The organism is Agrobacterium sp. DKPNP3, assembly GCF_052686535.1.
In genome coordinates, this window is the sequence record NZ_JBQYSN010000007.1 from 63692 (window position 1) to 75955 (window position 12264).

10 protein-coding genes are annotated in these 12264 nt (G+C 58.9%); 2 read left to right on the top strand and 8 right to left on the bottom strand.

The window, feature by feature from the left end; translation table 11 throughout:
* Position 1: 1 nt before the first annotated feature.
* The 8 genes from tsaE to chvI form a co-directional block, all read right to left on the bottom strand.
* The gene (tsaE, locus tag ACUTJJ_RS03640) at positions 2–1522 is read right to left on the bottom strand and encodes a tRNA (adenosine(37)-N6)-threonylcarbamoyltransferase complex ATPase subunit type 1 TsaE (protein WP_445541327.1); all 1521 of its coding nucleotides are present in this window, start codon (positions 1520–1522) and stop codon (positions 2–4) included.
* Complete coding sequence (locus ACUTJJ_RS03645; protein WP_209086306.1) at positions 1519–4164, bottom strand: sensor histidine kinase; 2646 nt, start codon at positions 4162–4164, stop codon at positions 1519–1521. The genes tsaE and ACUTJJ_RS03645 overlap by 4 nt, the downstream gene beginning before the upstream one ends.
* A gap of 208 nt (positions 4165–4372) precedes the next feature.
* Positions 4373–5773 carry an adenosylhomocysteinase gene (gene ahcY / locus ACUTJJ_RS03650; RefSeq protein ID WP_144578426.1) on the bottom strand — a complete coding sequence of 467 codons (1401 nt, stop codon included), beginning with the start codon at positions 5771–5773 and terminating at the stop codon, positions 4373–4375.
* A gap of 128 nt (positions 5774–5901) precedes the next feature.
* Complete coding sequence (locus tag ACUTJJ_RS03655; RefSeq protein WP_445541328.1) at positions 5902–6177, bottom strand: HPr family phosphocarrier protein; 276 nt, start codon at positions 6175–6177, stop codon at positions 5902–5904.
* Between the two features lie 11 nt (positions 6178–6188).
* Positions 6189–6590, bottom strand: a complete 402-nt coding sequence (locus ACUTJJ_RS03660; protein ID WP_063951584.1) for a PTS sugar transporter subunit IIA — start codon at positions 6588–6590, stop codon at positions 6189–6191.
* A 125-nt stretch (positions 6591–6715) separates the two neighbouring features.
* The gene (locus ACUTJJ_RS03665; RefSeq protein WP_445541329.1) at positions 6716–7180 is read right to left on the bottom strand and encodes an HPr kinase/phosphorylase; all 465 of its coding nucleotides are present in this window, start codon (positions 7178–7180) and stop codon (positions 6716–6718) included.
* Entirely contained in the window at positions 7170–8960 is a 1791-nt protein-coding gene (gene chvG, locus ACUTJJ_RS03670; protein ID WP_063951586.1) for a two-component system sensor histidine kinase ChvG, read from the bottom strand. Before chvG ends, ACUTJJ_RS03665 begins: the two co-directional genes overlap by 11 nt.
* Positions 8961–9017: 57 nt before the next feature.
* Positions 9018–9743, bottom strand: coding sequence for a two-component system response regulator ChvI (chvI, locus tag ACUTJJ_RS03675; RefSeq protein WP_003505377.1), 726 nt, complete (start codon positions 9741–9743; stop codon positions 9018–9020).
* A gap of 338 nt (positions 9744–10081) precedes the next feature.
* Here chvI and ACUTJJ_RS03680 point away from each other — a divergent pair, with 338 nt between their 5' ends.
* Both ACUTJJ_RS03680 and arfB read left to right on the top strand, forming a co-directional pair.
* A complete protein-coding gene (locus ACUTJJ_RS03680; protein ID WP_445541330.1) occupies positions 10082–11692 on the top strand; it encodes a phosphoenolpyruvate carboxykinase in 1611 nt (536 codons plus the stop codon).
* Positions 11693–11821: 129 nt separating this feature from the next.
* Positions 11822–12256 (top strand): alternative ribosome rescue aminoacyl-tRNA hydrolase ArfB, encoded by a 435-nt coding sequence (gene arfB / locus ACUTJJ_RS03685; protein WP_445541331.1) that lies wholly within the window; start codon positions 11822–11824, stop codon positions 12254–12256.
* Positions 12257–12264 lie beyond the last annotated feature (8 nt).

Consider the following 12264-nt stretch of genomic DNA (forward strand, 5'->3'; position numbering starts at 1 on the left):
CTCAACCGTGTTCGTCGTTAAAATCCATGCCCATGCGAATGCACCACTCCTTAAGCGGCGCCAGCTCGGGATGCGACAGCGCTGCACGAAGATAGCGGAACGTCCGCGGCATATGCTTCATATAGCCCGGTTTTCCGTCCCGTTCCAACAGCCGCACCCAGATGCCGGCGAGCTTGCAGTTACGCTGCGCCGACATGATGGCAAAAGCCTTGAGGAACGCGGCTTCATCGAACGAAGCCACCGTTTTTCTTCGGTTCATATAATGGGAGAGCAGGCGTGCCTGCAGTTCCGGAGAGATGGTGACCCGCGCATCCTGAACGATGGAAGCGAGATCATAAGCGGTGGGGCCAATCATCGCGTCCTGGAAATCGATGAGACCGACCCGCCGGACTCCCTCATTCCGGGCCTGCCAGAGAATGTTCGGAGAGTGGAAATCACGCAGCAGAAGCCCTGTTTCGCAGCCGGCAAGCGAATCGATCAGGCCGTCCCAGATCGCGTTGTACTCCTGTTTCTCGCTGTCGGTCAGTGGCTTGCCGCGCTTGTGCGGCAGGTACCATTCCACGAGAAGCGAGACTTCTATCTTGATCGCCTCGCGGTCAAACGGCGGAACTTCGTAGGTGCCGCCGTCGCGCATCGGCAGCAAGTTCGGCGGCGGCGTCTGGTGAAGAGCGGCGAGACAGGCGACACTTTGAAGATAACGCTCCTCAATCGGCGTGCCATCGGAAGCAAGCACGCCCTCCCGTCCGAGATCCTCAAGCAGGAGAATGCCCTGATCCAAATCGACGGCAAGGATGTCCGGGGCGCAAAACCCCATGTCTTTCAGATAATCGCCTATTGCAACGAAGGGGCGGGCATCCTGGGCGAGGTGCGCAATTTCCGCATAGGTTTTGCCGTCCGCAACGATCGCGCCTCTCATCGGGCGCCGCCAGTCCATCAGGATCAGATCCGCTCCATCAGCGGAGATCGTCTCATAGGCCCGGGTGGAAGCATCACCGCTGAGAAAGCGGCGAGCGGCGTCCGCCCTACCATGATCGCCTAAGAATTTCCGAATTGCGAAGACACGGTCGAGCCGGCTTCGCGCTTGCGCCGGCGCTTCGATCGTCGCAAGGCGACCGTTGCCAGCATGTGTCAGCCGCAGGAGAATGGTCTGCTGGGCCGGCAGAACCTCGGCGGCGATGTCCGGCCACTCGATCAGGCAGATGCCGTCCTCCAGCATCTCGTCTATTCCCAGCTCGTCCAGTTCTGACACGTCGGAGAGACGGTAGAGATCGAGATGGGCGACAGGAATGCGGGCGTCATAGGTCTGAATAAGGGTGAAGGTGGGACTGGGAACCTCAAGGTTGGGCTCATCGGCCATTGCCCGGATGAAGGCGCGGGCGAGTGTCGATTTGCCGGCGCCGAGATCGCCGATCAGAGCGAGGCAATCGCCGGGTTTGAGAGCCAGCGCCAAGTCTTCACCCAGCCTGATGGTGTCCTTTTCTCCCTCAAGGGAGATGGTGATCGGCGAGGTGTCTTCACTCATTCTGCGGCGATGGAATGCGGCCGGGTGGCGGAAGGGATACGGCAGGTCACGATGGTGCCGTTGCCGGGGCGGCTGTCGATGCTGACTGTGCCGTGGTGCAGGCTGACAAAGCTTTCGACAATGGAGAGGCCAAGGCCCGCCCCCGTGCGCCGCCCGCCGTTGCCGCGTGTCGAGAAGCGGTCAAAGACCGTTTTCAACATGTCCTCGGGGATACCCGGACCCTTGTCGGCCACGGAGAAGACGAAGTCGCCTTCGCTGCGCTGGCAGGAGAGCTGGACCGAAGAGCCCTCCGGCGCGAAATTGATCGCATTGGTCAGCAGCTTGATGAGGATTTGCTTCAGCCGCTGGTGATCGGCTACCAGACTGCCGAGATGGGCGGGTGCAACGATTTCGAGCGAAATGCCGCTTTCCTGCAGGCGGTCGGCGATTTGCACCGACACATCGTCTAGCAGCTCGTTCAGGTCATTATCCGAATAATTGAGCTGCATGATGCCGGCATCGACGGTCGCCAGATCGAGGATGTCGTTGACGATGGTCAGGAGGACCGAGGATGAGGTGGAAATATGATCGAGATATTCCGCCTGCCGCTCCGTCAATTCGCCAATCCCGGGCGTCTTCAGAAGATCGGTGAAGCCGATGATGTTGGTCAACGGCGAGCGAAGCTCATAGGAAACATGTTGGACGAAATCGTTCTTCAGTTCGTCGGCCTTCAGCAGCGCGTCGTTCTTTTCCTTGAGCGCGCGCTCGGCGCGCACGCTGTCGGTCATGTTGACGAAGGTCAGCATGGTCTGCGCATCGGGAAGCGGGATGATGGCATAATCAAGCACGAGCCCGGAAAGCAGTTCCAGCGTTCCCTGTCGGGAAGGCCGCGCATCGTCGAAGCTGGTGATGAATTGGCTGAAGGAGCGCCAGCCGTCCGGCCCGTCGTAAGATGGCGCACAGGCGGTCTCTATGGCGCGGATATGGGTGCCGGTTTCCGCCTGTTCCGCCGTCACGCCCCAGAGCGCCCGGAATGCCGGGTTTGACAGCCGGATGCGTCCATCCGCACCGAACACGGCGACACCTTCGGCAAGATGATCGATGGTTTCGCCCTGCACCTTGACCAAGGTGTTGTAGCGCATCTGTAGATCGACCTGTTCGGTCAGATTTTCGAAGACCCATGTCGCGCCGCCCTGCGGATGGGCTGTGGCGATGACGCGCAGCGTCTGTCCGTTCGGCAGATGCCAGAGGTCAGTCTTGGTATCGAGCGACCGATAAACGGAGAGCGCCGTTTCCTTCCAGTTCTTCCAGTTCAACTGCTCCGGCAACTTGCCGGCGGTGCGCAGCCTGTCGAGAAGCTCGGAATTATCGGGGCCGGACTCCAGGAACACGAGATCGAAGCCCCAGAGAGTGGCGAATGCCTGATTGTAGAACTGCAGCCGCTGCCGTCCGTCGAAAATGGCGACTGGCGTTGCCAGATGATCGAGCGTCTCCGCGTGGCTTTTCAGGACACGCTTCAGTTCCTCGCTGATGGTCTCGGCTTCCGTCGCATCAATCGCGATGCCAGCCGAGCCACCGGCTGTCTTGATATCGACGACGTCGAAGAAGCTGCGGTTACCGGACACCACCGTTGAAATCCGGTCGTGATAGGGAGATTCAGGCGTCGCCGTGGCGCGAATCTTCTGGCGCGTCACGGTGCTCAGCAATTCGCGCTTTTCCTGAACGGCCTGGGCCGCGTTGCGCGCATCCACCGCCTGGGCATAGGCGTGGTTCACCCAGATAAGTTCACCGTCCCCATTTCGCCGCCACACGGGCTGTTCGATGGAATCGAGAAGCTCCTGAAAGGTGGAGACCGAAGCGATAAGGCGCTCGCGCTCCACCTGCAATTCGGCAAGTTCCGCGCGCAGATTGTTGAGCGCGATGAAGCGTGCAAAGGCGTTGCCGCCTGAGACCCGGCCTTGCACTTCGACCACTTCGCCGCGCTGCGTTTCGATGGTGAGGTCGAAACTCTGGGCGTGGCTGCGGAGCTTCTCGATTGATTTTTCAAGCTGGCTTGCGGATGCCGGTTTCAGCCAGCGGCCAAAGGCGAGGAAATCATGATCCGCCTGCGGCACCCCTGTCTCAGCCGGCAACTGGCCGAGAAATTCCGGGCGGCTGTCTGCGCCATCCCAGATAACGATGCGGCGGCTCTTGTCGGAGATCAGCGCTTCGTATTTTGCGATCTTATGGTGGGATTGTGCCAGTGCCTGACGGTACTCGCTACTTTCCGCCTCGATATTGCCGCGCTGGCGCACGAGCCAGACGACGGAAAACAGCGTCGCGGAGATCATGCCGACAAAAAGCGAATAGGTGATTGTTTCTCCGGACGAGAATAGCCGCGCTCCCGTCTTTGCCACCAGCCCATCCTGGGCCATTGCAGCGGTCGCCGAGCCGGTGAGAACGGTTCCCGACAGCAGGAGGTGCATGCGTGAGAATCCAGAACGGATGACGTGGATTGCCAGCCGGCATCGCGCGAAGACATTCGCAGGATTGGTCGTGGCCGGTGTGCGGTCCGGAAAGGCGCGAAAACGCGCTAACGCCTGCGCGCCCAGTGTCACGCCCGCATGCGTGTTTTCAACGCGTTGAACTACCTGCTTGCGCAGATCCGAATTGTGAACCGTCATCCCCGGTCTGTCTCCGTCCTATGTGCCGCATCTTCGACAAGACATCCCATTTCGTCCCCGCCGCCCTTTGGCGTGTCCGAATCAAGTCTGATGACAATACCGCCTTCATAAATCTGCGGGAAGGGAGCGCGCAAAAAAGATGCCGCGCGCTTTGTCAAGCGCACGGCATCTAGATATTGTGTAATATCGGTGGATATTAACTATGAAATTAATATCTGTAGTGTTCAGCCTTGAACGGGCCCTGCTTCGAGACGCCGATATAATCTGCCTGCACATCCGAAAGTTCGGTTAGACGCACGCCAAGCTTTTCAAGATGAAGGCGCGCAACCTTCTCGTCGAGGTGCTTGGGCAGCACGTAAACGTCGTTCTTGTACTCACCCTGCTTGGTAAAGAGCTCGATCTGGCCCAGAACCTGGTTGGTGAAGGAAGCCGACATGACGAAAGACGGGTGGCCGGTCGCGTTACCGAGGTTCAGCAGGCGGCCTTCCGACAGCAGGATGATGCGGTTGCCCTTTGGGAACTCGATCATGTCGACCTGCGGCTTGATGTTCGTCCACTTCAGGTTACGCAGCGAAGCGACCTGAATTTCATTGTCGAAATGGCCGATATTGCCGACGATCGCCATATCCTTCATCTCGCGCATATGCTCGATGCGGATGACGTCCTTGTTGCCGGTCGTGGTGATAAAGATATCAGCGGAAGAGACGACGTCTTCCAGGCGAACGACCTCAAAACCATCCATGGCGGCCTGAAGTGCGCAGATCGGGTCGATTTCGGTCACCTTCACACGGGCGCCAGCGCCCTGCAGCGAAGCGGCCGAACCCTTGCCAACATCGCCGTAACCGCAGACGACGGCAACCTTGCCGGCCATCATCACGTCGGTTGCGCGGCGAATACCGTCAACCAGCGACTCTTTGCAGCCGTATTTGTTGTCGAACTTCGACTTGGTGACGCTGTCGTTGACGTTGATCGCCGGGAAGGGCAGCAGGCCCTTCTTGCTGAGATCATAGAGGCGGTGAACGCCGGTCGTCGTTTCTTCGGTCACACCCTTCAGGGCGTCGCGCTGCTTGGTAAACCAACCCGGCGAAGCCTTCAGACGCTTGTTGATCTGCGCGAAGAGAATTTCCTCTTCTTCCGAACCGGGATTGGACAGAACGTCCTCACCGGCTTCAGCGCGTGCGCCGAGCAGGATGTACATCGTGGCGTCGCCGCCATCATCAAGGATCATGTTGGAGAGACCGCCATCGGTCCACTGGAAGATCTTGTCGGTGTACTCCCAATATTCCGTCAGGCTTTCGCCCTTCACGGCAAACACAGGAATGCCAGCCGCCGCGATGGCTGCCGCCGCGTGGTCCTGAGTCGAGAAAATATTGCAGGAAGCCCAACGGATATCGGCGCCGAGTTCCTTCAGTGTCTCGATGAGAACGCCTGTCTGGATCGTCATGTGAAGCGAACCGGAGATGCGGGCACCCTTCAGCGGCTTGCTTTCGCCAAATTCCTTGCGGCAGGACATCAGGCCCGGCATCTCGGTTTCGGCAATGTCCAGCTCCTTGCGGCCAAATGCGGCAAGGTTGATATCGGCGACGATGTAGTCCTTCTCAAGGCTCATGAAGTTCTCCAGATCAGAAGCGCCACGCGTTGCCGCACGGCTTTTTAACGTAGCAGCGGTTTAGCAGGCCACGAACGATCTGGCAATGATGATATAAAGAAGTCTTTATGTCTTTATATGGTCTCGGTTCAGGCTTCTTCGCCGAAGCGGTCGGCGACAAGCGCCTCAAGCGCCGCCAGCGCCTCTTCCGCCTGATTGCCGCTTGCCTCGACATAGACGCTGCAGCCGGGGCTTGCCGCCAGCATCATCAGGCCCATGATGGAGGTACCGCCAACCGTCATACCGTCCTTGGATACGGTGATTATCGCGTCGAAACCCTCGACCATCTGCACGAATTTTGCGGACGCACGAGCGTGCAGGCCACGTTTATTGATGATCGGTAGTTCCCGGGAAAGTGGCGACATGGGCTGACTTCTTACTTACCGCTCAAGACACGGCTGGCGACGTTGATGTATTTGCGGCCAGCCTCGGACGCGTCCTGAAGGGCCTTGTCCATATTATCTTCGCTGCGAACGCCTGCAAGCTTGATCAGCATCGGAAGATTGACGCCGGCAATAACTTCGACATTGCCGTTATTCATCACTGAAATCGCGAGGTTGGACGGCGTGCCGCCGAACATGTCGGTCAGGATGATGACGCCATTGCCATCATTGGCGCGCGCTACGGCATCGATGATATCCTGCCGGCGTTGATCCATGTCGTCTTCGGGACCGATACAAACCGTCTCGATCAATTTCTGGGGACCGACGACATGCTCCAACGCATGACGAAACTCCTCAGCCAGCTTGCCATGGGTGACAAGCACTAGTCCGATCATGAAATGCTCCCTTGCACACGCACTCTCATTGCCGACTATCGCAACGCGGCAATCCTGTCCATTGGTGGGATTTCATCTTGATGAGGAAAATACGAATCGCAAGCCTAAAATCGCCCGAATTGCAGTCACTTCACATTCGTCTTGAAAAGATTCTGAGCAAGTGCAGCAAATTTTCCATAGGGCGTCAGGCTGGAAAGCGGAATACGCAGAAGCGGAAGATGCCCGCCACAGGGCAGGGGCAGAACCTCGTCATCGTCAGGAAGTCTTGGATTTGTGGGCGAAAGAAGCGATGTCACGGCAAAATGCAGTGGCGCACACGCGATGCTTTTTAGCGACACAATGCCACTGCCGCGCAATTCCAGCAGGCCAGCGATCGTTTCCGGCCGCTCGGCCATGATTGTTTCGCCATCGCGATACACGAAAATCTGATCGTCTGCGATCAGCGCGGCGGGCAAACCGCACCGTTCCGCCTCGGTCAGAAAACTGAAGGCCAGCTCGCTTTTGCCGCTGCCGGAGGGGCCCGTGAACAGGATCCCTGTATTCTGGATAGCGATGGCGGTGGCGTGCAGGTTGAAGCGTTCAACGCTCATGAGTTTCGGCCGCGGGCAGCGACAGGGTGAAGCGAGCACCCGAGATCACGCCGTATTTGTCGACGACGTTTTCGGCCCGCAGGCTACCGCCATGGGCTTCCGCAATCTGGCGGCTGATGGACAGGCCGAGACCGGAATTTTGGCCGAAACCTTCGCTTGCCGGTCGGTCGGTGTAGAAGCGCTCAAAAATCCGGTCGATATCTTCCGCCTGGATGCCGGGTCCGTTATCTTCCACCTGAACAATGCAGCGGTCCCGATGGCGGGAAAGGCGTACGTTAATATGCCCGCTGTCTTCGGCAACGAAGGAGCGCGCATTCTCGATGAGGTTTGTCACGATCTGTCCGATGCGCAGATCATGACCATTCACCACGAAGGAGGTCTTCGCACCGGCCTTCCGGTCGACAACATAGTCGATCTTCACCGTTTTCTTTTTGGTGCTGATCTGGCGGGATATATCCACCAGACCCTTCATCAGCACGTCGAGATCAACCGGCGAGGCATCGGCGCGCGCCAGTTCCGCGTCGAGCCGCGACGCGTCTGAGATATCGCTGATCAGGCGGTCGAGGCGGCGCACATCATGGAAAATGATCTCGGTCAGGCGCTGTTTCGACTCTTCTGTCTTCGCTCGCGGCAGGGTCTCAACGGCGCTGCGCAGCGACGTCAGCGGATTCTTGAGTTCATGGCTAACATCGGCGGCGAAACTCTCGATGGCGTCGATCCGGTCGTAGAGCGCCGTCGTCATTTCGCGCAGCGCGATCGAAAGATTGCCTATCTCATCCTGGCGGGCAGAGAAATCGGGGATTTCTTCACGTGTTCTCGCGCCGCGCCGCACGCGGATGGCCGCCGCAGAAAGACGCCTGAGCGGTGTGGCGATGGTGGATGACAGGAGCAGCGACAGCACGATGTTGACGAGCGTTGCAATGCCGAAGACGCGCATGATGGCAAGGCGCTCGGCATGCACGATCTTGTCGATATCACCCGCCTGCGTCGAGAGCAGCAAAACGCCGAGCACCGCGCGGAAACGCTGCACCGGCACGGCGACCGACACGATAAGCTCGCCTTTTTCGGTGACGCGCACGACCGCGCCGCGGACGCCGGTCAGCGCGTTCATGACTTCGGGGTAGATCGAGCCATCGCCGCCGGGCGCTTCCTTATATTGCGGCAGGCTGCTCGGCTGCAGCATGCGGTTGAACATGCTGGTAAACCATTCGCCCCATGTCTGCGTCTCCGGCGTGACCGGTGGCAGATCGAAGCGCAGGACCTGGCCGCGCGAATAAAGATGGCGCGAGTCGAGCAGCAGATTGGCGTCGGCATCAAATAGCCGCGCGCGGGTCCGCGTCGGCGAAATCAGCCGCCGCAGGACCGGCGCCACACGCTCGGGATTGATCGGGAAGCTCAAATCCTCGTCATTGGGGGCAGGGGTAATGCTCTGACCTGCCTGCAACTCGAGCAGCTTTTCCGGATTGATGGTAATCGAGTTGGTATCGACCGAGGCGGAGGCGGACACCGCGCCAGCGATGATTTCGCCCTGTGTCAGAAGACTTTCCACACGCGCGTCGATCAGTCCTTCACGGAACTGGTTGAGGTAGAGAATGCCGCCGACGAGAACTACCGTCGCCGCCACATTGAAAAACAGGATGCGGCGTGTAAGGCTCGAAAACACCGCATTGCCGAAGATACGCCGGACGATCGTCAGCGGATGGATACGATGGCGGCGTTCGCTGCCGCGATCTTCGGCATCGTCACTGTCCGAGACGTTTTCCGGCGTTTTCTTCAACACGTATTCAAGTCCTTACCGCCCCGGATCGAGCGGTCCCCTCAGCGTGAGTCGGCTCGTTCAAGCCGCTTCGCGGAAGCGATATCCTACGCCATAAAGCGTTTCAATCATATCGAAGTCGCCATCGACCAGTTTGAACTTCTTGCGAAGGCGCTTGATGTGGCTGTCGATGGTACGGTCGTCGACATAGACCTGTTCGTCATAAGCGGCATCCATCAGCGCGTCGCGGCTTTTGACAACGCCTGGCCGCTGCGCCAGCGAATGCAGGATGAGGAATTCGGTCACCGTGAGCGTCACCGGCTCACCCTTCCAGGTGCAGGTGTGACGTTCCTGGTCCATGGCGAGTTGCCCGCGTTCCAGCGTGCGCGCCTGCTGGTCTGCAGTCGGCTTCAGCACGCTGCCGGTTGCAGCGGACGCTTCGCGGCTGCTGGCGCGGCGAAGGATCGCCTTGACGCGCTCCACCAGAAGGCGCTGCGAGAAGGGCTTGGTGATGAAATCGTCCGCGCCCATCTTCAGGCCGAACAGCTCGTCGATCTCTTCATCCTTGGAGGTGAGGAAGATAACCGGCAGATCCGATTTCTGGCGAAGGCGCCGCAGAAGCTCCATGCCGTCCATGCGTGGCATCTTGATGTCGAAAATGGCGAGCTGCGGCGGACGGGCAATCAACCCGTCGAGCGCGGAAGCCCCATCCGTATACGTTTCGACCCGGTAGCCCTCGGCTTCAAGCGCGATCGATACCGAAGTCAGAATATTCCGGTCGTCGTCGACTAGCGCGATCGTCTGCATGTAGTTGGTCTCCATCGTCATTTTCTCGTAACTCCCGACATCCACCCAGCCAAGGTTGCGCGCCGCGAGCCACTCTCTTGAGTATAAAGGTGGAACAAATTGTGGCAAAGGAAAAATGGCCATGAAATCGAGGGGGCGCAGCTTCTGATTTTCACAAAAGGTCCGCTGCCGGATTTTAATGCGACTTCAACCGATTTAAAAAGAAATAAAATCTTTTAAATCGATTAATATATTGAAATCACTAAGTTTTTTAATTTCAGCCTCTTGCCTTTCCGAAAGACGCCACGTATTTTCCGAGAAAATTTCAACGGCCTTACGTCATCAACAAGGAACGCGTCATGAACGAGATTGGGGTTCATAATCCTGCCAATGGAGTCGCAGAACTCGGACTGGGCGAGGCCTCCCGCGTCTTTTATAACCTCAATGAAAGCGAGTTATACGAGCACGCGATCCGAAATGGCGAAGCCGAACTGACCGTGGATGGAGCGTTGCGTGCCGTCACTGGCCAGCACACCGGCCGCTCGCCAAAGGACAAATTCGTCGTTCGCGATGCCTCCACCGAAGACACGATCTGGTGGGATAACAACAAGCCGCTGTCTCCGGCGCACTTCGACCTGCTGCATAAGGATATGCTGTCGCATGCCGCCGGCAAGACTCTCTATGTGCAGGACCTGATCGGCGGCGCCGATGAGGAGAACGCATTGCCGACCCGCGTCGTCACCGAGCTTGCCTGGCATTCGCTTTTCATCCGTAATCTGCTGATCCGGCCGAAGCGCGAGACGCTTGATGGCTTCAGCCAGAAGCTTACCATCATCAATCTGCCGAGCTTCAAGGCTGATCCGGTGCGCCACGGTTGCCGCACGGAAACGGTTATCGCCTGCGACCTGACCAAGGGCCTCGTTCTGATCGGTGGTACGAGCTATGCCGGCGAAAACAAGAAGTCGGTCTTCACGGTTCTGAACTACCTGTTGCCCGCCAAGGGCGTCATGCCGATGCATTGCTCGGCGAATGTCGGTCCGGAGGGCGATTCCGCCGTCTTCTTCGGCCTCTCCGGCACCGGCAAGACAACGCTGTCTGCCGATCCGGCACGCACGCTGATCGGCGATGACGAGCACGGCTGGGGCGAACATGGCATCTTCAATTTCGAGGGCGGTTGCTACGCCAAGGCGATCAAACTTTCGGCTGAAGCCGAGCCCGAAATCTACGCTGCGACCAACCGTTTCGGCACGGTTTTGGAAAACGTCGTGCTGGACGAAAACCGCGTTCCTGACTTCAACGATAACTCGCTGACGGAAAACACCCGCAGCGCTTATCCGCTGCACTTCATCCCGAATGCGTCGGAAACCGGCATTGCCGGCCATCCAAAGACGATCATCATGCTGACGGCCGACGCCTTCGGCGTGCTGCCGCCGATCGCCCGGCTGACGCCAGAGCAGGCCATGTACCACTTCCTCTCCGGTTACACCGCAAAGGTCGCCGGCACGGAAAAGGGCGTGACCGAGCCGGAAGCCACCTTCTCCACATGCTTTGGCGCACCCTTCATGCCGCGCCACCCGGCGGAATACGGCAACCTGCTGCGTGAGCTGATCGGCAAGCACGGCGTGGATTGCTGGCTCGTCAACACCGGCTGGACCGGCGGCGCTTATGGTATCGGCAAGCGTATGCCCATCAAGGCGACGCGCGCGCTTCTGACGGCTGCTCTTTCCGGCGACCTGAAGAATGCCCAGTTCCGCACCGATGCGAATTTTGGCTTCGCCGTTCCTCAGTCGCTTGACGGTGTCGACAGCGCGATCCTCGATCCGCGTTCCACCTGGGCCGATGGTGCCGCCTACGACGCCCAGGCGAAGAAGCTGGTCTCGATGTTCGTCACGAACTTCACCAAGTTCGAAGACCATGTCGACAGCAGGGTTCGCGACGCAGCACCGGGCCTTTTGCTCGCAGCTGAATGAGTTAAGCCTCATATATGAGGAGGAGGGGAACCCGGCCTGAGCGCCGGGTTTCTTTTTGCCAGGGTGCTCTTGGTTTCCCGCTGTTTTCATTTTTTGCGTTCTGTGGCATCACGGGCGCGGAGAAAGATCATGGCCAGCGACGCGCTTTACATCAGCAACCGTATCACCATCGCCGGCTGGGAGCTGACGGAGCAATTCGTGCTGGCCGGCGGGCCGGGCGGCCAGAACGTCAACAAGGTTTCGACCGCGGTTCAGCTGTTTTTCGACATCGCCAATTCGCCATCCCTTTCGGACCGGGTGAAGGCCAATGCGCTGCGTCTCGCTGGCAGGCGCGTGTCGAAAGAGGGCGTGCTGATGATCGAGGCCAGCCGCTTTCGCAGTCAGGAGCGCAATCGTGAAGACGCGCGGGAGCGGCTGAAGGATTTGATCCTGGAAGCCGCGGCCCCGCCGCCGCCCGTTCGCAAGGCCACGAAGCCGACTAAAGGCTCGGTGGAGCGTCGTTTGAAGGCAAAGTCCGGCCGTTCTGATATCAAGAAGATGCGCGGTAAGCCCTCCAGCGACTAATCAGAGGG

Excerpts from the sequence above, each read along its gene's own strand:
- tsaE (WP_445541327.1), bottom strand. The coding sequence starts at position 1,522 with ATGAGTGAAGACACCTCGCCGATCACCATCTCCCTTGAGGGAGAAAAG.
- ACUTJJ_RS03645 (WP_209086306.1), bottom strand. The coding sequence starts at position 4,164 with ATGACGGTTCACAATTCGGATCTGCGCAAGCAGGTAGTTCAACGCGTT.
- ahcY (WP_144578426.1), bottom strand. The coding sequence starts at position 5,773 with ATGAGCCTTGAGAAGGACTACATCGTCGCCGATATCAACCTTGCCGCA.
- ACUTJJ_RS03655 (WP_445541328.1), bottom strand. The coding sequence starts at position 6,177 with ATGTCGCCACTTTCCCGGGAACTACCGATCATCAATAAACGTGGCCTG.
- ACUTJJ_RS03660 (WP_063951584.1), bottom strand. The coding sequence starts at position 6,590 with ATGATCGGACTAGTGCTTGTCACCCATGGCAAGCTGGCTGAGGAGTTT.
- ACUTJJ_RS03665 (WP_445541329.1), bottom strand. The coding sequence starts at position 7,180 with ATGAGCGTTGAACGCTTCAACCTGCACGCCACCGCCATCGCTATCCAG.
- chvI (WP_003505377.1), bottom strand. The coding sequence starts at position 9,743 with ATGCAGACGATCGCGCTAGTCGACGACGACCGGAATATTCTGACTTCG.
- ACUTJJ_RS03680 (WP_445541330.1), top strand. The coding sequence starts at position 10,082 with ATGAACGAGATTGGGGTTCATAATCCTGCCAATGGAGTCGCAGAACTC.
- arfB (WP_445541331.1), top strand. The coding sequence starts at position 11,822 with ATGGCCAGCGACGCGCTTTACATCAGCAACCGTATCACCATCGCCGGC.